The sequence below is a fragment of the Streptomyces sp. NPDC002156 genome (assembly GCF_053593675.1).
This window is the reverse complement of record NZ_JBSFDA010000004.1, coordinates 74,092-94,540: the sequence shown is the minus strand read 5'-3', so window position 1 is coordinate 94,540 and position 20,449 is coordinate 74,092. Positions and strand designations below refer to the sequence as shown.

21 protein-coding genes are annotated in these 20,449 nt (G+C 70.0%); 6 read left to right on the top strand and 15 right to left on the bottom strand.

From position 1 onward, the window contains the following. Window positions 1–20: 20 nt before the first annotated feature. The 3 genes from ACWCRB_RS03505 to ftsE form a co-directional block, all read right to left on the bottom strand. Window positions 21–1,199 (bottom strand): S41 family peptidase, encoded by a 1,179-nt coding sequence (locus ACWCRB_RS03505; RefSeq protein ID WP_450994417.1) that lies wholly within the window; start codon window positions 1,197–1,199, stop codon window positions 21–23. A gap of 67 nt (window positions 1,200–1,266) precedes the next feature. After that, a complete protein-coding gene (gene ftsX / locus ACWCRB_RS03500; RefSeq protein ID WP_450994416.1) occupies window positions 1,267–2,187 on the bottom strand; it encodes a permease-like cell division protein FtsX in 921 nt (306 codons plus the stop codon). Between the two features lie 27 nt (window positions 2,188–2,214). Beyond that, on the bottom strand, window positions 2,215–2,904 hold the full coding sequence (ftsE, locus tag ACWCRB_RS03495) for a cell division ATP-binding protein FtsE (protein WP_044472073.1): 690 nt from the start codon (window positions 2,902–2,904) through the stop codon (window positions 2,215–2,217). A gap of 319 nt (window positions 2,905–3,223) precedes the next feature. Between ftsE and ACWCRB_RS03490 the strand changes: the two genes are divergently transcribed. Continuing rightward, entirely contained in the window at window positions 3,224–3,415 is a 192-nt protein-coding gene (locus ACWCRB_RS03490; protein WP_235478254.1) for a hypothetical protein, read from the top strand. Window positions 3,416–3,499: 84 nt separating this feature from the next. Here the strand turns inward: ACWCRB_RS03490 and ACWCRB_RS03485 are convergent, their stop codons facing one another. From ACWCRB_RS03485 to ACWCRB_RS03460, 6 genes are all read right to left on the bottom strand, one after another. Then, window positions 3,500–4,114, bottom strand: a complete 615-nt coding sequence (locus tag ACWCRB_RS03485) for an LPXTG cell wall anchor domain-containing protein (protein ID WP_369035612.1) — start codon at window positions 4,112–4,114, stop codon at window positions 3,500–3,502. Between the two features lie 301 nt (window positions 4,115–4,415). Then, window positions 4,416–5,522 carry a peptide chain release factor 2 gene (prfB, locus tag ACWCRB_RS03480; protein WP_389358201.1) on the bottom strand — a complete coding sequence of 369 codons (1,107 nt, stop codon included), beginning with the start codon at window positions 5,520–5,522 and terminating at the stop codon, window positions 4,416–4,418. Window positions 5,523–5,792: 270 nt separating this feature from the next. After that, on the bottom strand, window positions 5,793–6,548 hold the full coding sequence (locus tag ACWCRB_RS03475) for an SDR family NAD(P)-dependent oxidoreductase (protein WP_450994415.1): 756 nt from the start codon (window positions 6,546–6,548) through the stop codon (window positions 5,793–5,795). After that, window positions 6,548–7,069 carry a nuclear transport factor 2 family protein gene (locus tag ACWCRB_RS03470; RefSeq protein WP_450994414.1) on the bottom strand — a complete coding sequence of 174 codons (522 nt, stop codon included), beginning with the start codon at window positions 7,067–7,069 and terminating at the stop codon, window positions 6,548–6,550. Before ACWCRB_RS03470 ends, ACWCRB_RS03475 begins: the two co-directional genes overlap by 1 nt. Then, entirely contained in the window at window positions 7,066–8,244 is a 1,179-nt protein-coding gene (locus ACWCRB_RS03465) for an acyl-CoA dehydrogenase family protein (protein ID WP_450994413.1), read from the bottom strand. The genes ACWCRB_RS03470 and ACWCRB_RS03465 overlap by 4 nt, the downstream gene beginning before the upstream one ends. 20 nt (window positions 8,245–8,264) lie before the next feature. Further along, window positions 8,265–9,395, bottom strand: a complete 1,131-nt coding sequence (locus ACWCRB_RS03460; RefSeq protein ID WP_450994412.1) for an acyl-CoA dehydrogenase family protein — start codon at window positions 9,393–9,395, stop codon at window positions 8,265–8,267. A 156-nt stretch (window positions 9,396–9,551) separates the two neighbouring features. Between ACWCRB_RS03460 and ACWCRB_RS03455 the strand changes: the two genes are divergently transcribed. Both ACWCRB_RS03455 and ACWCRB_RS03450 read left to right on the top strand, forming a co-directional pair. Further along, window positions 9,552–10,373 carry an enoyl-CoA hydratase/isomerase family protein gene (locus ACWCRB_RS03455; RefSeq protein ID WP_450994411.1) on the top strand — a complete coding sequence of 274 codons (822 nt, stop codon included), beginning with the start codon at window positions 9,552–9,554 and terminating at the stop codon, window positions 10,371–10,373. Window positions 10,374–10,410: 37 nt separating this feature from the next. Beyond that, entirely contained in the window at window positions 10,411–10,911 is a 501-nt protein-coding gene (locus ACWCRB_RS03450; protein ID WP_450994410.1) for a MaoC/PaaZ C-terminal domain-containing protein, read from the top strand. Here the strand turns inward: ACWCRB_RS03450 and ACWCRB_RS03445 are convergent. The 3 genes from ACWCRB_RS03445 to ACWCRB_RS03435 form a co-directional block, all read right to left on the bottom strand. Continuing rightward, window positions 10,890–12,305 carry a family 1 glycosylhydrolase gene (locus ACWCRB_RS03445; protein WP_450994409.1) on the bottom strand — a complete coding sequence of 472 codons (1,416 nt, stop codon included), beginning with the start codon at window positions 12,303–12,305 and terminating at the stop codon, window positions 10,890–10,892. The two genes, ACWCRB_RS03450 and ACWCRB_RS03445, sit on opposite strands and share 22 nt — an antisense overlap. Window positions 12,306–12,470: 165 nt before the next feature. Further along, window positions 12,471–14,072 (bottom strand): GMC family oxidoreductase, encoded by a 1,602-nt coding sequence (locus tag ACWCRB_RS03440; RefSeq protein WP_450994408.1) that lies wholly within the window; start codon window positions 14,070–14,072, stop codon window positions 12,471–12,473. Beyond that, entirely contained in the window at window positions 14,069–14,956 is an 888-nt protein-coding gene (locus ACWCRB_RS03435) for a crotonase/enoyl-CoA hydratase family protein (RefSeq protein WP_450994407.1), read from the bottom strand. Before ACWCRB_RS03435 ends, ACWCRB_RS03440 begins: the two co-directional genes overlap by 4 nt. A gap of 111 nt (window positions 14,957–15,067) precedes the next feature. Here ACWCRB_RS03435 and ACWCRB_RS03430 point away from each other — a divergent pair, with 111 nt between their 5' ends. The 3 genes from ACWCRB_RS03430 to ACWCRB_RS03420 are packed head-to-tail and all read left to right on the top strand — an operon-like array spanning window position 15,068 to window position 18,041. After that, window positions 15,068–15,853, top strand: a complete 786-nt coding sequence (locus tag ACWCRB_RS03430) for an enoyl-CoA hydratase/isomerase family protein (RefSeq protein WP_450994406.1) — start codon at window positions 15,068–15,070, stop codon at window positions 15,851–15,853. A gap of 3 nt (window positions 15,854–15,856) precedes the next feature. After that, window positions 15,857–16,990 (top strand): acyl-CoA dehydrogenase family protein, encoded by a 1,134-nt coding sequence (locus ACWCRB_RS03425; RefSeq protein WP_450994405.1) that lies wholly within the window; start codon window positions 15,857–15,859, stop codon window positions 16,988–16,990. A 25-nt stretch (window positions 16,991–17,015) separates the two neighbouring features. Continuing rightward, complete coding sequence (locus ACWCRB_RS03420) at window positions 17,016–18,041, top strand: TIGR03617 family F420-dependent LLM class oxidoreductase (RefSeq protein ID WP_450994404.1); 1,026 nt, start codon at window positions 17,016–17,018, stop codon at window positions 18,039–18,041. 93 nt (window positions 18,042–18,134) lie between these two features. Here the strand turns inward: ACWCRB_RS03420 and ACWCRB_RS03415 are convergent, their stop codons facing one another. Genes ACWCRB_RS03415 through ACWCRB_RS03405 form a run of 3 tightly spaced genes read right to left on the bottom strand, consistent with a single transcriptional unit; the run spans window position 18,135 to window position 20,448 of the window. Then, a complete protein-coding gene (locus ACWCRB_RS03415) occupies window positions 18,135–18,893 on the bottom strand; it encodes a FadR/GntR family transcriptional regulator (protein WP_450994403.1) in 759 nt (252 codons plus the stop codon). 5 nt (window positions 18,894–18,898) lie between these two features. Further along, entirely contained in the window at window positions 18,899–19,300 is a 402-nt protein-coding gene (locus ACWCRB_RS03410) for a Zn-ribbon domain-containing OB-fold protein (RefSeq protein ID WP_450994402.1), read from the bottom strand. Then, on the bottom strand, window positions 19,297–20,448 hold the full coding sequence (locus ACWCRB_RS03405; protein ID WP_450994401.1) for a thiolase family protein: 1,152 nt from the start codon (window positions 20,446–20,448) through the stop codon (window positions 19,297–19,299). The genes ACWCRB_RS03410 and ACWCRB_RS03405 overlap by 4 nt, the downstream gene beginning before the upstream one ends. Window position 20,449 lies beyond the last annotated feature (1 nt).

Genomic DNA, 20,449 nt, shown 5'->3' with positions numbered 1-20,449 from the left:
GAAAGGGGATTACCAAGGGCCTACGTGGGGTCGCCCAACCCGCTCAGAACGGTCTCCGCCTGCTCCAGTGCCCCCTGGTCGGCGTCGAGGTCGGGCGTGAGGCCCACGCCGTCGACGCCGCGCCCCGACGGGGTGCGGTAGTGGCCGACGGTCAGTTCGGCGACGGAGCCGTCGGGCAGCCGGCTCGGCATCTGCACCGAGCCCTTGCCGAAGGTCCTGGAGCCCACGACGACCGCCCGGCCACGGTCCTGGAGGGCTCCCGTGAGCAGTTCGGCCGCGCTCATCGTGCCGCCGTCGACGAGCGCGACCAGGGGTCTGGTGGTGTCGCCGCCCGGATCGGCGTGCAGGGCGCGCTGCTCGCCGTTGACGTCGTACGTGGCGACGAGGCCGCCGTCGAGGAAGGCGGAGGCGGCGGTGACGGCCTCGTCGACCAGTCCGCCGGAGTTGCCGCGCAGGTCGAGGATGATCCCGGCGTGGGTGGGAGCCTGCCGTACGGCGGTGCGGACCACGTCCCCCACGCCCTTGGTGAAGGCGGCGACCCTGATGACGGTGACCTTGCTGTCGGCGACCTGCCGGACGGTCGCGGAGTCCGTGGAGAGCAGTGCCCGGCGTACGGTCTCGCTCCACGCGCGCGTGCCGCGTTCCAGGCCGAGCCGGACGGTCGTACCGGCGGCGGCGTCCTGTGCGTCACCGCGCAGTAAGGAGACGACCTCGGTGACCGGACGTCCGGCGACCGCCTGGCCGTCCACACTCAGCAGCCGGTCTCCGCTGCGGATCCCGGCGACGGCGGCCGGCGACCCGGACCGCACCTTGGTGACCTCGATACGGCCGTCCCGCGCGCGCCGCGCCCACAGCCCGACGCCCGTGTACTGGCCGTCGAGGGCCTCCTCCAACTCCTCGTACTCCCCCGGGGAGTACACCGCCCCCCAGCGGTCCCCGCTGCGGCTGACGGCGCGCTCGGCGGCCTCCATGGGGGACTTGCCGTCGGCCATGGCCTCGGCAGCGGCGGCGGCGACGTCCTCGTGGTGACCTGCGGGGGCGGCGGCGCGGGCGGTGTCCGGGAGGGCCGGCTTCCGCTCGGCGGGCTCGGGGAACGAGCCGGTGGCCGCACCGGCGACCAGGACACTCGCGAAGAGCAACGTCAGAGCCGCCCCGCGGCCTGCGCGGCGGGGCTGTGCGAACAGGTCACGGCCTGACATGCCGGTGAGTCTAGGACAACGCGAAGGGCCGTACGGTCGGTTGACCGAACGGCCCCCTTGGCATGCGTCACACCTTCAGGTACTTGCGCAACGCGAAGAACGCAGCCAGCGCGGGCATCAGCAGACTCGTCGCGAGGATCAGCGGGAGCTTGGTGAGCACGGCGTCCCAGCCGATGAAGTTGATCAGGTTCAGCTTCTCGGACAGCGCCAGCCCGTGGTCGATGATGAAGTACCGCGCGACGAGCAGGAAGGCGCAGGCCACACCGCCGCCGATCAGCCCGGCGACGGCGGCCTCCATGATGAACGGCGCCTGGATGTAGAACCCTGAGGCACCGACGAGCCGCATGATCCCGGTCTCACGCCGACGGCTGAACGCGGACACACGCACGGTGTTGACGATCAGCATCAGCGCGACGACGAGCATCAGCGCCATCACCGCGCGGGCCGCCCAGTTCATGCCGTTCAGCAGCCCGAACAGGTTGTCAAGGATGCCTTTCTGGTCCTGCACGGACTGCACCCCGTCGCGCCCGTCGAAGGCGGTCGCGATGACCTGGTACTTCTCCGGGTCCTTGAGCTTGATCCGATACGACTCCTGCATCTGGTCCGGGGTGAGCGAACTGGCCAGCGGAGAGTCGCCGAACTGCTCCTTGTAGTGCTTGTAGGCCTCGTCCGCGGACTCGTACGTGACGTTCTGCACGACCGAGTTCATCTTCTCCAGATCGGCGAGGATCTGCTTCTTCTGGTCGCCGGTCACCGCGCCCTTGGCACAGTTCGGGTCGGACTCGGCGTCGCTCTTGTTGCAGAGGAACACCGAGACGTTGACCTTGTCGTACCAGTAGCCCTTCATCGTGCTGACCTGGTCGCTCATCAGGAGCGACCCGCCGAACAGGGCGAGCGACAGGGCGACGGAGACGACGACGGCGAAGGTCATCGTCAGATTGCGACGGAGACCGACACCGATCTCCGACAGTACGAACTGGGCGCGCATGGCGTGCTCAAGCCTTTCGGGGGACTGTCAGTGCTGGTAGCCGTAGACGCCGCGCGCCTGGTCACGGACGAGGCGGCCCTTCTCCAGCTCGATGACGCGCTTGCGCATCTGGTCCACGATGTTCTGGTCGTGCGTCGCCATCACCACGGTCGTGCCCGTCCGGTTGATCCGGTCGAGCAGCTTCATGATGCCGACGGAGGTCTGCGGGTCGAGGTTGCCGGTCGGCTCGTCGGCGATCAGCAGCTTGGGCCGGTTCACGAAGGCCCGGGCGATGGCGACACGCTGCTGCTCACCACCGGACAGCTCACCGGGCATCCGCTCCTCCTTGCCCCCCAGCCCGACAAGATCGAGCACCTGGGGTACGGACTTACGGATCTCACCCTTGGACTTGCCGATGACCTCCTGCGCGAAGGCGACGTTCTCGGCGACCGTCTTGTTCGGCAGCAGCCGGAAGTCCTGGAACACCGTCCCCAGCTGGCGCCGCATCTGCGGCACCTTCCAGTTGGAGAGGCGCGCGAGGTCCTTGCCCAGGACGTGCACCTGACCGTGGCTGGCCCGCTCCTCGCGGAGGATCAGCCGCAGGAAGGTGGACTTTCCGGAGCCGGAGGACCCGACGAGGAAGACGAACTCACCCTTCTCGACCTCCAGGGTGACATCCCTGAGGGCGGGGTGGTTCTGCTTGGGGTAGACCTTGGAGACGCTGTCGAATCGGATCACGGATACACCACAGGCCGTCGGAGACATCGGGGGCGGACGACCGAGACCCTACGCGACCCGGGTGTCCCGGCGCAGGCTCCGGTCACGGTTAGGGAGTGGTTGCGGCTTTTTGTACGGGGCGTAGCCCCGACAAAGGGGCGCGGGGAACTGCGCGACAAGCCACACACAACCGCTGGCCGCGAGACAATACAAGCCACCCTCCCCGGAGCGAACCGCGCGACCTCCGGAGGAACCTGGCACAGTGGAGGCGTAGGCGGGGGAACGGTTGCGTCCCCGCAAGCGTTGTGTAGGGGAAAGCGGCGCAAGGAGGGCAAGGCGCATGACGTACGACCGATTGGTGTGCGCGAACTGCGCGTCGCCCGTGAGCGAGGGACGCTGTCCCGTCTGCCGGGCGAACCGCGAGCGGCTCCAGCAGGAGAACCCGTTCGCCGGACTCAACCCGATGGCGCTGATCGCGCTGCTGGCAATACTGATCGCGGCACTGGCACTGGTGGCGCACCAGACGGCATAGCCGGCCATCAGGCAGCCAGGAACCAAGAACACACGAAGGGCCCGGAGCGACGACGCTCCGGGCCCTTGTGCGTACGTACGACTACTAGGCCGCTGCGCCGCCACGGCCGCCCACGAGGCGCGGGAGGACGCGGAAGGCGATACCGCCGGCAATCATCGTGGCCGCACCGATGATCAGGAAGGTCGTCTCGGCGGCACCGGTCTCGGCGAGCTCGTCGCCCGAACCCTGGGCCGAGGTCTCCGAGCCCGTGTCGGTGAGGGCGGAGGAGCCCTCTTCCTGGGTGGAGGTGTTGGAGCCACCGTCGGGGTCGGCGTTGTTGCCGCCGCCGTCGGTGTCGTCGCCGCCCGTGCCGCTGCCGTCGTCGTCCGTCGGCGTGGCGGTCGGGTCCTCCTCGGTGGGCTCGCTCGGCTCGGTGGAGGGCTCCTCGGGCTCCGAGGGCTCCGGGTCGGCCGTGGTCGGGTCCGGGTTCTCGGGCACGGAGGGCTCGGGGTCGGCCGTGGTGGGCGGCGGGTCCTCGGGCAGGGTCGGAACCCCGGTGTCGGTCGGGGTCGGATCCGGGCTCGGCGTACCGGCACAGACCACGAGCACGCATTCCTCGTCGTCTGCGGAGGCAATGCCCGCGGCGGTGAAGGACGCACCGGCGGCGATCACCGCTCCGGCCGCGATCCGCGCGACCCGGATCCGCGTCTTATTCGTCATATGGCTGCTACCCCCAGTAGCTGAAATCATCAGTGGAGCCGCGCTCGGGGCGGTGATCGACAGGGAGCGCCGTAGGCACTCCCCGGTTCACATGCGCCCCAGAGATACGCATGCCGCGCGTTACCCTTCCGATTTTCCAAGGGAACGTCAAGGTCGTTGCGTACGCAATGTCCGCTTGTTCCTCCGGTGGCACACATCAGACCCTGTGAGTGTGATGTAAAACCCAGACATCCCAAGACACACAGCAACCGCCGTCCAGTGAACGGCGGTTGCTTTGTCGACAAGGAGTTTTCGGCAGACCCTACTTCTCCTGCTGCTTGCGCCAGCGAATCCCGGCTTCGAGGAAACCGTCGATCTCGCCGTTGAACACGGCCTCGGGGTTGCCGACTTCGAACTCCGTCCGCAGGTCCTTGACCATCTGGTACGGGTGCAGGACGTACGAACGCATCTGGTTGCCCCAGGAGTTGCCGCCGTCGCCCTTGAGCGCGTTCATCTTGGCCTGCTCCTCCTGGCGGCGGCGCTCGAGGAGCTTGGCCTGGAGGACGTTCATCGCGGTGGCCTTGTTCTGGATCTGCGACCGCTCGTTCTGGCAGGAGACCACGATGCCGGTGGGGATGTGGGTCAACCGCACCGCGGAGTCGGTGGTGTTGACGCCCTGGCCGCCGGGCCCGGAGGACCGGTAGACATCGACGCGCAGCTCGGACTCGTCGATCTCGATGTGATCGGTCGTCTCCACCACGGGCAGGATCTCGACACCGGCGAAGGAGGTCTGGCGACGCCCCTGGTTGTCGAAGGGCGAGATGCGCACGAGGCGATGCGTGCCCTGCTCGACGGAGAGCGTGCCGTAGGCGTACGGCACCTGAACCGCGAAGGTGGTCGACTTGATGCCGGCCTCCTCCGCGTACGAGGTCTCGTAGACCTCGGTCTTGTAGCCCTTCTGCTCGGCCCACCGCAGGTACATCCGCTGAAGCTTCTCGGCGAAGTCGGCGGCGTCCACGCCACCGGCCTCGGCGCGGATGTTGACGAGGGCCTCACGGGAGTCGTACTCGCCGCTGAGCAGCGTACGGACCTCCATCTCGTCCAGCGCCTTCTTGACGGAGGCCATCTCGGTCTCGGCCTCGGCGCGGGTGTCCGGGTCGTCCTCCTCCTCGGCCATCTCGAAGAGCACGCTCAGATCGTCGATCCGCCCGCGCAGCGCCTCGGCCTTCCTCACCTCCGCCTGGAGGTGGGAGAGCTTGCTGGTGATCTTCTGCGCTTCCTCCGGGTCGTCCCACAGGGACGGCGCTGCCGCCTGCTCCTCGAGCACGGCGACATCTGCCCTCAGCTTGTCGAGGTCCAGGACGGCCTCGATCGACTCCATGGTCGAGGAGAGGGACTTGAGCTCTTCGGATACATCGACGACTGCCACGACACCAGCGTAACGGCTCCACCGAGCGACAGACTTTCCCGGCCACCTGTTGCCCCGGGGGCAGCGTTTCGGCACACCCGAGCAGTATTTTCTCGCCCCCGCCGCCCCTACCCGTCCCATCCTCGGGGGCTCCGCCCCCGAACCCCCGCTCCTCAAACGCCGGACGGGCTGGGTATTTAGCCCCTCCGGCGTTTGAGGAGCGGGGGTTCGGGGGCAGCGCCCCCGAGGATGGGAACGGGTAGGGGCGGCGGGGGCGAAACAAACCCCGCCTCAGCCGATCAGCGTCCGCCCGCCCTCCAACATCAGTGTCGCCCCCGTCAGATACCCCATGTCATCACTCACCAACGCCACCACCGCCCGCCCGATGTCCCTCTCCGGGTCGCCCATCCGCCCCAAGGGAATCCCGGCGATCACACTCCTCGCCTTCTCCGGGTGATCCCCGAAGTACGCCTCCGCCGCCGGACTCAGCGCCGCCGGACAGACGACGTTCACGCGTATCCCGTACACCCCCCACTCCCGAGCAGCCACCCGAGTCAGCCCCCGGACCGCCTCCTTCGCCATCGCGTACGCCGCGAAACTCACCTCACCCTGCACCGCCGCCGACGACCCGAGGTTCACGACACTGCCACGGCTCGCCCGGAGATACGGCAGAGCCGCCTGCATCGCGTGGAACGTGGCCAACGGGCCGCTGCGGTAAGTGAGTTCGACATCGTCGTACGAGGTCTGCTCCAGCCGGCGCTGGACCGAGGACTGCGCATTGTTGACCAGCACGTCCAGCCCGCCGAACTCCCCCACCGTTTCCGCCACCATGCGGTCGACGTCCGCCCGCTCCCCCACATCCCCGACGACGGTGTGCACCCGTCCGCCCCGCCCAGCGATCTCGTCGGCCGCGTCCTTCAGCTTGCCCTCCGTGCGGCCGGTGATCACCACGGACGCTCCCTCGGCGGCCAGCGCCAGCGCGATACCGCGGCCCACGCCCTGCCCTCCGCCGGTGATCAGCGCCGTCTTCCCGGACAACCGTGCCATCACGTCTCCTTCCAGTCCGTCCAGAAAGGCGCCCAGGAAGGGAACGCCTCGGGCAATGCCGGTTTCCCGGCTCCCTCCCAGCCACAGAAGTCCACCGCCTGCGGGCGCTCCGTCACGTCCGCCGCGTACCAGTGCTGTTCGCGGCGGCGGGAGAAGTACCACTCGCCGTCCACACGCGCGTAGTCGTCCAGGTAGCAGATCGCCATCACGATCCACCGGTCCCCCACCTCGTGCTCGGCCCGGCAGTAGACGGCACCTGTCGCCGTGTCCCGGCCGGTGAACTCGACCCGGTGGCCGCAGATCTGGTGCACGGACCGGCGGAAGCCACGCACCAAGGGTTCGATGTGCCGGCGCAGGACCTGCCGTCCGCGGCCGTGACGTCCCATGTCGACGTCGGGGCGGAAGCAGTCGGCCCAGGCGTCGAGGTCCCGGGCGTCTACGGCGAACGCGTAGCGGATGGGCAACTGCTGGATCGCCAGTTGCGACTCGATGCGGTCCAGCCGCTCCTCGACAGTGCTCATGGGCGGGGCTCCTTCGGGAGGCCCAGCAGCTGCTCGCCGATAATGTTGCGCTGGATCTCGCTCGAACCGCCGTAGATCGTCTCCGCGAGGGAGAGCAGGAACGAGCGTTGCCGGGTGTTCAGGCCGTAGTCCTCGCCGACGATCTGTGCAGCCGGGCCTGCCAACTCCATGGCCAGGTGGCCCAGTTGCTGGTGCCGCGTCGACGCGTAAAGCTTCGCCGTGACCGCCTGCGCGCCCGGAGTGCGGCCCGCGGTGAGTTCGGCGAGGGTCCGCAGGTTGGTGGTGCGCATGATGCGTACGGAGATCCAGGCGTCCACGATCCGGCGGCGCAGCATCGGATCGTCGAGCGCGCCCCGGGCCCGGGCGAGGTCGATCAGCGCCTCGGCCTCCCGTTCGAAGGTGAGCTGTTGGGGCAGGAGCGTGGTGCCGCGTTCGATGCCGAGGGTGGCCATCGCCGTGCGCCAGCCCTGGCCGACCTCGCCCACGACCATGTCCGCGCCGGTCCGCGCGTCCGAGAGGAACACCTCGGCGAACTCGTCCTGGCCGGCGAGGTTGCGGATGGGGCGGATCTCCACGCCCGGCTGGTCGGTGGGCAGGAGCAGCAGGGTCAGGCCCTTGTGGCGTACGGATTCCGGGTCGGTGCGGGTGAGGACGTACAGCCAGTCCGCGTGGACGCCGAACGAGGTCCACACCTTCTGTCCGCTCACCACCCACTCGTCGCCGTCTCGTTCCGCCCGAGTGCGGACCGAGGCGAGGTCGGAGCCGGCGCCGGGTTCGCTGAAGCCCTGGCCCCACAGTTCCTCGACGGCGAGGATCGGCGGCAGGAAGCGTTTCCGTTGTGCCTCGCTGCCCATCTGGAGCAGCATCGGGCCGAGCAGGTCGAGGGCGTTGACCGTGGCCCGGTAGGGGGCGTTCGCGCGGGCGTACTCGTACTCGAAGACGATCTCCTCCAGGAGACCGAGGCCTCTGCCCCCGTACTCCTGGGGCCAGCCGACGCCCAGCCACCGGCCGGCGGACAGCTCGCGGTCCCAGGCGAGGCGGACCTCCCAGGCCTCGCCGTCGGTGGGGCCGCCCACGCCCCGGTGCTCGGCGAACTCCCCCACGAGGTGTTCGGCGAGCCAGTCCCGCACCTCGTCGCGGAATTCGCGTACGGCGGGCCCGAAGTCCAGTTCCATGACCTCTCCTCTGCCGGTGATCAGATGCCGAGCCGCGCGGCCAGCAGTTCGCGGTGGTACGACGGTGTGCCGAGCAGCGCCTCGCTGCTCTTGGCCCGTTTGAAGTAGAGGTGGGCGGGGTGTTCCCAGGTGAAGCCGATTCCGCCGTGGACCTGGATGTTGTCGCCGGCCACCCTGGTGAACGCCTCCGAGCAGAAGGCCTGCGCGAGGGCCGCCGCGATCGCGGTCTCCGTCTCGTCGCCCGCGTCCAGCGCCCACAGTCCGCCGTACGCGGCCGAGCGGGCGCACTCGATCTCCATGAGCATGTCGGCGCACTTGTGCTTGATCCCCTGGAACGAGCCGATGGGCCGGCCGTACTGCTCGCGGATCTTCGCGTACTCCACGGCCGCGTCCAGGGCGGCCGCCGCTCCTCCGACCTGTTCGGCGGCCAGCAGGACGGAGGCCGTGGCAAGGGTGTGGGCAAGGCCCGGCCATGCCTCGCCCTCGGTGCCGAGGAGCCGGGCCGGGGTGTCCGTGAACTCCAGCCTGGCCTGTCTGCGGGTCTGGTCGAGGGTGGAGAGGGGGGTGCGGGTGAGGCCCCGCGATTCCGTTTCGGTGGCCTCGACCGCGAAGAGGCTGATCCCGGGCGACTCGGTGCGAGCCGCGACCAGGAGCAGGTCTGCGAGGTGTCCGTCGGGGACGTATGTCTTCGCGCCCGTCAGCCGCCATCCGTCCGTCGTCTCGTGTGCCGTGAGCCGGATGCCCTGCTCGTCCCAGCGGCCACTGTCCTCCGTGAGCGCGAGTGTGGCCACCGTCTCGCCCGAGGCGATGCCCGGGAGCAACTCGGTACGGGCGGTCTCGTCGGCGCAGCGCAGGAGTGCCTCGGCGGCCAGGGCCACGGTGGCGAAGTACGGGCCGCACAGGAGCGCGCGGCCCGCCTCCTCGAAGACGATCCCGAGGTCGACGTAGCCGAAGCCGGAGCCGCCGTACTCCTCCGGTACGGCGAGACCCTGGAGCCCGAGTTCGCCGGCCATCCGCCGCCAGACGACGGGGTCGTGGCCCGTCGGGTCGGCGGCCAGGCGGCGTACCTCCGTCTCGTCGGAGTGCTTGGCGAGGAACGAGCGTACGACCTTGCGGAGTTCGTCCTGTTCCTCGCTGAAGGTGAGATCCATGCCGAGCTTCCCGTCCTTGGTGCGGTGTTCCCCGGTGCAGTGCTTCCCTGTGCGATGTCACATGCGGTGCGATGTCACATGCGGGCTGCTTGCCGCCCATCCCTCGATACAGTTAGATAATTATAGTATCCGCACTGAATACACCAGGAGCGCGACGTGACCGATCCCTACGCCCCGTTCACGAGCCTGACCTTCGAGCGGCCCGCGCCCGGCGTGCTCCAGATCGTGCTCGACGCCCCGAACCTCAACGCCGTGGATCCGCGCATGCACAGCGAGCTGGCCGAGATCTGGCCGGTCGTCGACCGGGACGAACAGACCCGTGCGGTGCTGGTCCAGGGGGCGGGCAGGGCGTTCTCGGCAGGTGGCACCTTCGACTCCATCGAGGCCATGACCGAGGAGTACGCGGTGCGTGCCCGGGTGATGCGCGAGGCCCGGGACATGGTCTACGGCGTGATCAACTGCTCGAAGCCGGTGGTCTCCGCGATCCATGGCCCGGCGGTCGGTGCGGGGCTGGTCATCGGCATGCTGGCGGACATCTCCATCGCCGCCCGTACGGCGAAGATCGTCGACGGGCACACGCGGCTCGGGGTCGCGGCCGGCGACCATGCCGCCATCTGCTGGCCGCTGCTGTGCGGTATGGCCAAGGCCAAGTACTACCTGCTGACCTGCGAGACGCTCACCGGCGAGGAAGCCGAGCGGATCGGGCTGGTGTCGAAATGCGTGGACGACGCGGACGTGCACGCGGAGGGCCTGCGGGTGGCGACCGCCCTGGCCGCCGGGCCGGCCAGCGCCATCAGCTGGACCAAGCGGTCCCTCAACCACTGGTACCGCACCGCGCAGCCGATCTTCGAGGCCTCGCTCGGGCTGGAGTTCTTCGGTTTCGCGGGCCACGAGGTCGTCGAGGGGCTCGCCGCCCACCGCGACAAGCGCACCCCGGACTTCGAGGGCGTGGCCGGCAAGCACCCGCTCGACCTGTGACCACCACCCGCGTCCACCCGTACGAGAGGAACCGTTCATGTCGCCGGAGCAGACCATCACCGAAGTCCCCCCGCTGGTACGGGGGTTGACCTACGAGGAGATGCCGGTGGGTCAGGTCTTCCGGACCGCCCGCCGTACCGTCACGGAGACGGATCTCGTCAACTTCGTCACCTGGGGCGGCTTCAACGAGCCCCTCTTCTGGGACGCCTCGCACGCGGCGGACGGCGGCTACACCGGGCGGCTGGTCCCAGGGGCGCTGACGTACTGCATCGCCGAAGGGCTCGTCCTCCAGACGAACGTGCTGCACGGCACGGGACTTGCCTTCCTGCACATGGAACTCACGGTCCAGGGGCCGGTGTACGTCGGCGACACCCTCTACGCCATCGTCGAAACCACGGGCTCCCGGGCCTCCAGCAGGCCCGGCCGCGGTGTGGTGACCAGCCGGATCGGCGTGCGCAACCAGCGGGACGAGGAAGTGCTCGTCTACACGCCGGTCCGGCTGATCCGGGGCAGGGACTACGAGGCCCCGGCGCCCTGAGCCCGGGGGTCGGCCGGTACCAGACGCAGCCCGGCCGCGCCGCCCGTCTCGGGTGCGGCTGCGTCGGCGAAGGCGCCGTCGTGCAGCCAGTCGGCGGGCATCGGGGGACGCGGCCCGGGCTCGTGGTCCGGGACCGCCATCGCATAGAGGCGGGTGTAGCGGAACTTGGCCTCCAGGTTGTCGAGGACCGACCAGTACTCGTAGCCGCACACGTCCACCCCGGCCGCGACGAGTCCCGACAGCCAGGAGAGCCGGGCGCGGAGCAGGGTCCGGCGGCGGGTGTCGTCGCTGTGTCCGGTGCCGTCGACGAGGTCGAGGTCGCCCATGCCGTTGTCCACGACTGAGAGCGGTGGCAGCAGGTCGCCGTAGAGGTCGTAGAGGCCCGCGACGGCGTCGGCGAGTCCTTCGGGGATGATCGGCCAGCCGTAGGCGGTGGTCTCCACGTCCTCGAAGGGGACGATCGCGAAGCCGAGGCCCATGAGCAGGCGGTTCACCTCGTTGAGGGCGCTGCGGCAGTGCGCGGCCGGGAGCACGCGGGGCAGGTTCTCGGGTGCGGTGACACGGAACGGGGTGTGCCAGGACAGGGCCAGCAGGTCCTGTGCGGTGGCGATGATCTCCAGGTCGCCGGGGCGTACACAGCCGGTGGCCGTCACCGGTGAGATGTCGTCCTCGGTCACCATGTGCTCGCCGAGCAGCAGGGGGTCGAGGAAGAGACGGTTGGTCCAGCTCTCCAGTCGCTCCAGGGCGAGCCTGTCGTAGGGGTCGTCGGTGGCCGCGTAGCCGCCGACGAGGGTGATCGTGGTGCCGATCCGGCCGCTCGCGCCGACGGCCCTGAGGGCCTGGGTGGCGAGGCCGTTGGCGAGCAGGATGTGGTGGACGGCGGACAAGCCCGCGCGGCCGATGCCCCGGCCCGGTGTGTACATTCCGGCCACATGGTCGGCGAGGGTGGGCCCGGCCAGGTCGGTGGAAGTGATCCAGCGTTCCACCCGGTCGCCGAAGCGCCGACCCAGTTCGGCGGCGTACGCGGCGAAGTGCTCGGCGGTGTCGCGGGCGAGCCAGCCGCCCGCCACGTCCAGCCAGGGCGGCAGTGTGCGGTCGAACAGGGTGAGGCTCGGCCGCGTGCCCTGTGCGAGGAGGGAGTCGAGCGCGCGGTCGCAGCGGTCCAGGGCGGCCCGGTCCCAGCCGCCGGGGCCGTCGGGCTGGAGCTGCGGCCAGCCCGCGACCATACGGTGCGTGTCGGCCGCGACGCCGGTCAGGTGCCGGATGTCGTCGGTCCACTGCCGGAAGTGACCGGCCTGCTCGGCGGGGTGCGGCGGTGGGGCCGCGAGAGTGTCAGCGGTGGCGACCCCCCAGTCGACATCGCGGAGGGATTCGTGCAGGAAACCATCGCTCATGGTTACCGTCCAGCGGTGAATGGTTCAGCGCATTCAACTGAATGCCCGCCGGGCGGACGCTAACACTTCACGGAAACTACGACAATGTTTCAGCCAGATCTCGTCGGCCCGTACCGTCGCGCCGGCCCGTGGTCGGGCCGCCCGGGATCACGTCGCCCACAGGACTCAGGCCACCCCGAGGATGAGGTCGGACGCCCGCCAGGCCATGGCCATGATCGGTGCGTTCAGGTTCCCGGAGACCATGGTGGGCATGACCGAGCAGTCCACGACCCGCAGGCCTTCGACGCCGCGTACCCGCAGCTCGGGGTCGACGACGTCGTCCTCGGCCGGGCCCATGGCGCAGGTTCCGACGGCGTGGTAGCCGCAGCGCCCGTGCTCCAGGCCCGCGTCGATGATCTCCTGGTCCTCGTGTACGGCGGGGCCCGGAAGGGTCTCGGCCGTGATCCGGTCGGCGATCGGCCCGGTCTCGAACAGGTCCCGCATCCTGCGGAAGAGGGCGGTGCCCACGGCGCGGTCGTGATCGGTGGCGTAGTAGTTCGGCGTGATCGTGAGGGGTGCTTCGGGGTCGGCCGAGGTGATGTGCAGGCTTCCTTCGGCGGTGGGACGCAGGACGTAGCCGAGGCCCATCACACCGGGCTCGCGCTCGACTCCGGTCTCCTTGCCGGGGACCTCCGGCATCAGGGACACCGGGGCGATCAGCAACTGGGCGTCCGGGCGGGCCAGTTCGGGGCGGGTCTTGAAGAAGGCGATGACGTCGAAGGCGGGGGCGGCCAGCGGTCCACGGCGGGTCGCCAGGTACTTCACTCCCGACAGGCCCTGGCGCAGCGGGGTACTCAGGGCCTTGTTGTAGCCGAGGTCGTCCTTCAACCGGTACTGGATGACGAAACACCGGTGCTCGCGCATCCTGCCGCCGACGTGCGGACTGTCGACCAGGACGTCGACGCCCGCCGACTTCAATGTCTCGGCCGGGCCGATGCCCGAGAGCTGGAGGATCTTGGGCGTGGCGATGCTGCCGGCGGAGAGGATCACCTCGCGTCGGGCCCTCACGGCGACTTCCCGGCCTCCGCTGCGGGTGCTCACGCCGACGGCCCTGCCCTTGTCCGTCAGGACTCTCGTCACGAGGGTGTCCACCGACACGGTGAGATTCGGCCGCTTCGCGACGGGGTGCAGGAAGGCTCGGGCGGCACTGAACCGCTGCCCGTTCCTGATGGTGGCCATGGCGTAGCCGACGCGTTCGTCGTCGCTCGCGTTGAGGTCGTCGGTGCGGCGCCAGCCGAGTGCGGTCCCGGCGGCGATCACCTCCTCGCACAGCGGCTCCGGCCGCCGGGCGGTCGAGATGTGCAACGGGCCGCCCGCGCCCCGGAGTTCGCAGGCACCGAGGGCGTTGTCCTCGATCCGCCGGAAGACCGGCAGCATCGTGTCCCAGCCCCAGCCGGGATTGCCGAGCCGCTCCAGTTCGTCGTAGTCGGCACGGTCACCGCGGTTGTAGACCATGCCGTTGACCGAGCTGGATCCGCCGAGCGTCCTGCCCCGCACCCAGTGTTCGACCCTCCGGGTCGGGCCCACCGGCTCGACCGGGTAGTGCCAGGCGAACCGGGGATCGCCCAGGAGCTTGCCGAAGCCCTTGGGCATCCTGATCAGCGGGGTGCTGTCCCTGCCGCCCGCCTCGATCAGCAGCACGGACGTCCGGGGGTCCTCGGAGAGACGGTTGGCGAGTACGCAACCCGCTGAACCGGCGCCCACCACGATGTAGTCGAACGTCGTCATCGGTCCCCCTGCTCCAGCGACTGCCCGAAGGGCCGGAACTCCTCTTCCTGCCACCAGGGGTAGACCGGCGGCATGTCCTTGCCGACCCGGCCCGGGAAGGCGGGCGGCCGCTTGGCGAGGAACGACTCGACGCCCTCCACGGGGTCGGGGCCGCCGCCGATCTGACTCATGATCCGCGAGTCGAGCCGGTGCGCGGCCATCGGGTGGGGCTCGCCGAGCATCCGCCACATCATCTGGCGGGAGAGGGCGACCGAGATCGCGGAGGTGTTCTCGGCGATCTCCCGGGCCAGTTCGTACGCCGCCGGCAGCAGGTCCTCGGGCGGGTGCACGGAGCGGACCAGGCCGGCGGCGAGGGCTTCGTCGGGGCCGAAGACGCGGCCTGTCGCCACCCATTCCATGGCTCGCTGCATCCCGACGGCCCTGGGCAGGAACCAGCTCGCCGCCGACTCCGGCACGATGCCACGGCGCGCGAAGACGAACCCGAACTTCGCCGAGGTCGACGCCAGCCGGATGTCCATGGGCAGGGTCATACTGGCCCCGACACCCGCCGCCGGGCCGTTGACCGCCGCGATGACCGGCTTCGTACTGGAGAAGATCCGCAGCGCGACCCGGCCGCCGGTGTCCCGGTGCCAGGCGCCGGCCTTGCGGTGGTCGAAGGACGTACCGCCGGAGCTGACATCGGCGCCCGCGCAGAACCCGCGCCCGGCGCCGGTCACCACGACCACCCGTATGTCGTCGTCGGCGTCGGCCGCGTCCAGGACGTCGAGCAGGTCGGCCATCATCCGGGGGTTGAAGGCGTTGAGCCTCTCGGGGCGGTTCAGTGTGACGGTGAGGATCCGGTCCGCCACCTCGGCCCGCACGGTCTCGTACTTCTGCTCCGGCATTCGTGCCCTCCGTCAGCCTCGTCACTTCCACGACCGGTTCCCCGCGAGCTTAATTAGTTATACCATTCAACTCTACTGACTCATTCTGGGATTGCGGCGGTGGGTGTGGACATGGCGGATCTGGTGGTGACGTCCCATGGACCGGTCCGGCTGATCGAGCTGAACCGGCCGGACCAACTCAACTCGATGAGCGAGGAGTTGCACTCCGGTCTCGCGTCGGTCTGGGAGACGGTCGCCGACGATCCCGAGGCACGGGTCATCGTGCTCACCGGGCGCGGGCGGGCGTTCAGTGCGGGCGGCAACTTCGACATCATGACCCGGGTCCAGCGCGACCGGGCCTTCCGGGAGCAGAACGTCGACGAGGCCCGGCGGATCATCACCGGCATGGTCCGCTGCCCGCTGCCGGTGATCGCGGCCGTGAACGGGCCCGCCGTCGGCCTCGGCTGCAGTCTGGCCCTGCTCAGCGACCTCGTACTGATCGCCGACGACGCCTACATCGCCGACCCGCATGTCCAGGTCGGGCTCGTCGCGGGCGACGGCGGAACCCTCGTACTGCCCCTGCTGGTCGGGCTGACCCGGGCGAAGGAGCTGCTGTTCCTCGGCGACCGGGTGAGCGCCGAGGACGCGGTCCGGCTGGGCATCGCCAACCGTGCCGTACCGAAGGACAAGCTCCTGGACGAGGCCATGGACCTCGCCGGACGGCTGGCCGCGCTGCCCACGCAGGCACTGCGCGAGACCAAGCGCGCGGTGAACCTGCATCTGGAGCAGGCGCTCGCGACCGTACTGGAACCGGCGCTGCTCGCCGAGCGGGACAGCATGCACTCACCGGACCACATCGCCGTCGTCGAGAAGATCATCGCGTCCCGTGCCGGTCGCCGAGCCGGTGGGGAGGGCTGAGGCATGGACTTCGCGTTCAGCGAGGAGCAGGCCGAACTGGGGCGCACGGTAAGGGCGTTCCTGGCGGACACCTCGCCGGAGACCGAGGTGCGGCGGCTGATGGAGACCCCGGAGGGCTTCGACCCGGCGCTGTGGCGCCGGATGGGGTCCGAGCTGGGGCTTCAGGGGCTGGCGGTGCCGGAGGAGTACGGCGGTGCCGGGTGCGGGCCGGTCGAAGTGGGCGTGGTCATGGAGGAGACGGGCCGTGCGCTGCTGTGCGCACCGTTCCTGTCCTCTGCGGTGCTCGCCACGACCACGCTGCTGCGCTCCGCCGACGAGGACGCCCGCAAGAGCCTCCTGCCGGGCCTGGCCTCCGGTGAACTCGTCGGGACGCTGGCCCTGACCGAGGACTCCGCCCGCTGGGACGCGGCGGGGGTCGGCCTCACCGCCCGTGAGAGCAGCGGGAGTTGGCTGCTGACCGGGCAGAAGATGTTCGTCCTCGACGGCGCCACCGCCGATGTCGTCCTCACCGTCGCCCGTACCGATGACGGCATCGGCGACGGCATCGGCGTCTTCGTCGTGGACGGCGACGCGGCCGGTCTGACCCGTGAGCCGCTGCCCACGATGGACACGACCCGCAGGCAGGCGCGCCTCGACTATCACGACGTGCCGGCGACCCGGCTGCGTACGCACGGCGACGGCTGGGACCTGGTGGCCGAGGTGCTCGACCGGGCCGCGGTGGCGCTGGCCGCCGAGCAGGTCGGCGTGGCCTCCCGGGCGCTCGACATGGCGGTGGAGTACGCCAAGGTGCGCCACCAGTTCGGGCGGCCCATCGGCTCCTTCCAGGCCGTGAAGCATCTGCTGGCCGGCGTCCTCCTGGAGGTGGAGTCAGCGCGTGCAGCCGCGCACTACGCGCTGCTCGCCGCCCACGACGATGACCCGGAACTGCCCGCCGTGGCGAGCCTGGCCAAGGCCTTCTGCTCCGACGCCTGTCTGCAGGCGACGGCGGAGAACATCCAGGTCCATGGGGGCATCGGCTTCACCTGGGAACACCCGGCCCATCTGTATCTGAAGCGGGCCAAGACATCACAGTTGCTGTTCGGCGATCCGGCGTTCCACCGGGAGCTGCTGGCGCGACGCATCGGCATGAGCGCATGAGCACAGGAACAGGAGAGGGAGCGGCATGAAGGTCGACGGCAAGCTCAATGTCTGGGGCACCGCCGAGGTGGTCGAGGAGGCCCGCCACCACGAGAAGGCCGGCTACGACGGTCTGTGGGCGTCCGAGTCCAAGCACGACCCCTTCCTGCCGCTGGTGCTGGCGGCCGAACACACCGACCGTCTTGAGGTCGGCACCGCCATCGCGGTGGCCTTCGCCCGCTCCCCCATGCAACTCGCGTACACCGCACACGACTTGCAGACCTACGCGGGCGGACGGTTCTCGCTCGGCCTCGGCAGCCAGATCAAACCGCACATCGAGCGGCGCTTCGACATGCCGTGGAGCCGGCCCGCGGCGCGGATGCGGGAGTACGTGAGCGCGCTGCACGCCATCTGGGCCGCCTGGAACGAGGGCGAGAAGCTCGACTTCCGCGGCGACTTCTACTCGCACACCCTGATGTCGCCGTTCTTCTCTCCGCCGCCCGCGCCGGGCGGCCCACCCAAGGTGTTCGTGGCGGCGGTCGGCGAGGCGATGACCCGGGTGGCGGGCGAGGTCGCCGACGGGCTCCTCGCGCACGGCTTCACCACCGAGCGGTATCTGCGGGAGGTGACGCTGCCGACCGTCGGGGCGGGGCTGGCCGCGTCCGGCCGTACGCGCAGCGACTTCTCCGTGTCCCATCTGCTGCTGACCGCGACCGGCCGTACGGAGGAGGAGATGGCCCGCGCGATCGACGGCACCCGGGCCCAGATCGCCTTCTACGGCAGCACTCCCGCCTATCGCGGGGTGCTGGAGCTGCACGGGTGGGGTGAACTCGGGGACGAGTTGCACGCGTTGTCCACGTCCCGGCGGGAGGACAAATGGGAGGTGATGAGTGGGCTTGTCTCTGACGAGGTGCTGCGGACGTTTGCGGTGGTGGCGGAGCCGGAGGGGGTTGCGGGGGAGATTCGGCGGCGGTACGGGGCGTTGGTGGATCGGGTGTCGTTCTATACCGCGTATGAGATCGACGCGGAGGTTTGGGAGCCGATTGTGCGGGAGTTGCGCGAGGGTGGCTGAGGGGCATGTTGAGGCCGTTGGTCATCTGCTGCGCCGTCGTGGCTGGTCGCGCAGTTCCCCGCGCCCCTTTGGGGCGCCCCTTGGGGCGCCCCCTCATCCAAGTAGGTCCAGGACCGTCGTCATGGATCTGTTCTGCAGGAGGTAGTCCTCGGCCTCCTGGAGGTGTACGCGCCACAGTTCCTCGGCGGCCTCCGTGCGGCGGGCGGCCACCAGGTCGACGAGTGCGCCGTGGGCTCGGAAGCCTCGGCGGTTGGCGCGGATGTTTTCGGGGCTGCCGGCGTCGAGGTCTACGTGAGACCAGTTCGCCTGGTCGATGATGTGGCGGACCATGCCGTTGAGGACGCCGAGGGTCTCGTTGCCCGCCAGTTCGACGACGAGGGCGTGGAACTCCATATGGGCGCGGATGAACGCCGACGGGTCGTCCATGAGCGTCTCGGCCTCGGCGACGGCGGCCCGCAGCCGCTCCAGGTCCTCGTCCGTGCGGCGCTCGGCCAGCAGCCCGGCGCACGGGGCCTCGATCACCGTGCGGGCGTCGTACACGTCCTTGAGGGTCGTGCCCCGGTATTCGAGGACGACCCCGGCGTAGCGGGCGGCGACCGTGCCTTCCGGGGTCTGCACGCGTGCCCCGCCCCGGGCGCCCCTGCGTACGCTGATCAGCGACTCCGACTCCAGCACCCGGAACGCCTCGCGCAGCGTGGGCCGGGACACGGCGAACTCCGCCATCAGTGCCGTCTCGGCGGGCAGCGCCTCCCCCTCGGCCAATTCGCCGCGCACGATCTTGCGGCGCAGTTGTGCCGCGACCAGCTCGGCCATCTTGGGGACCCGTACCGGCGTGTTCGCCACTGCGTCCATCTCCTTCAGTCACCCGCGTCCGGTACGAAGTACGGCAGTGCAATCTCGTCGGTGAGCGCCCGGAAGTCCACTCGGACCCGCATCCCAATGGCCACGCTGTTCGGTTCGCCTGCGTCGACGTGGGTCAGCAGCGTGCCTCCGTCGTCCAGGTCGACCACCGCCAGCGCGAAGGGCGTGTCGAACCCGGGACCCGGCGCACGGTGGACGATGGTCACCGAGTAGACGGTCCCCCGGCCCGCGCTCGGCATGTACCGCCAGTCCCGCGCCATGCAGCCCGGGCAGGCCGGCTCGGGCACGAAGAAACGCAGTCCGCAGCTCGGGCAGTGCGGGACGACCAGGTCACCGCGCCGCGCCGCGTCCCAGAAGGGCCGGGACAGCTCCGTGGGGACGGGTACGGGCCGGCTCATCGCATCCTCCCGAGGACGCTCATCTCGTAGTGCTGCGCCCCTGATCCGGCGTTGCCGACGACGGCCAGCTCCGCGCCCTCGACCTGGTGCACGGCGGTGCCGCGCAACTGCCGTACGGCCTCGACGACTTTGAGCGTCATCTGCTGGGTGCCGTTCCACGCGTACGCCAGACAGCCGCCGTCCGGATTGACGGGATGCTTGCCGCCGACAGCGATGGCACCGGAGGCGGCCAACGGCCCGCCCTCGCCCTCCCCGCACAGCCCCAGGGCTTCCAACTGCCGTATGACTTCGAAGGAGTTGGGGTCGTAGAGGGAGAAGACGTCCACGTCGTGGGGGCCGATGCCGGCCATGGCGTAGGCGCGGGTGGCGGCGTCCCGGCCGAGTTGTCCGACCTCCCGGTGCAGGGCCGGGTTGGCATACGCGGCCTGGTGGTACTCCATGCCGCCGCCCAGTACGGCGACGGGCGGGTGCGGGAGGTCTCGGGCGCGTTCGGCGGTCGTGACCACGAGGGCGGCGCCGCCCTCGCCGACGATGCAGCAGTCCAGCAGGTGGAATGGTGTGGCCACCATCCGGGACGCGAGTACGTCGTCGGCGGTGTACGGGCCGCGCCCGTACATCATCGCCTCCGGGTTGGTGGTGCCGTTGTTGCGGATCGTGGCGGCGACCTCGGCGAGCTGGCGGGAGGTCGTCCCGTACTCGTGCATGTGCCGGGCCGCGACCAGCGCGAACTGGGCGACGACATAGCTGCCCCACACATCGGCGAACTCCAGCGGCACCCCGGCCCCGACCGGACCGGCGCCGCGCGCGACCAGCTTGCAGCCGCCGACGACAACGGTGTCCGCGAAGCCGGCCTGGACGGCTGCCGCCGCCTTCAGCAGCCCCCGGGAGCCCGCGTTGTCGAGCATCGAGTCACTGGTCCAGCGCAGATCCCGGCCGAGCATGCGCGCCCAGGAGCTGCCCTCGCCGGGTACGCCGCCGGGGCCGGGCCAGTCGACCTGGGCGCCGTCGACGTCCGCCGGGGTGAGTCCGGCGTCCGCGATCGCACCGCTCACCGCTTCGAGGGCGAGGTCCATGGCGTCGCGGTCGGGGAGGGTCAGCGCCTGCTCGGTGGCGTGGACGCCGACGACGACGGGCTGGCGGCCGTTCACG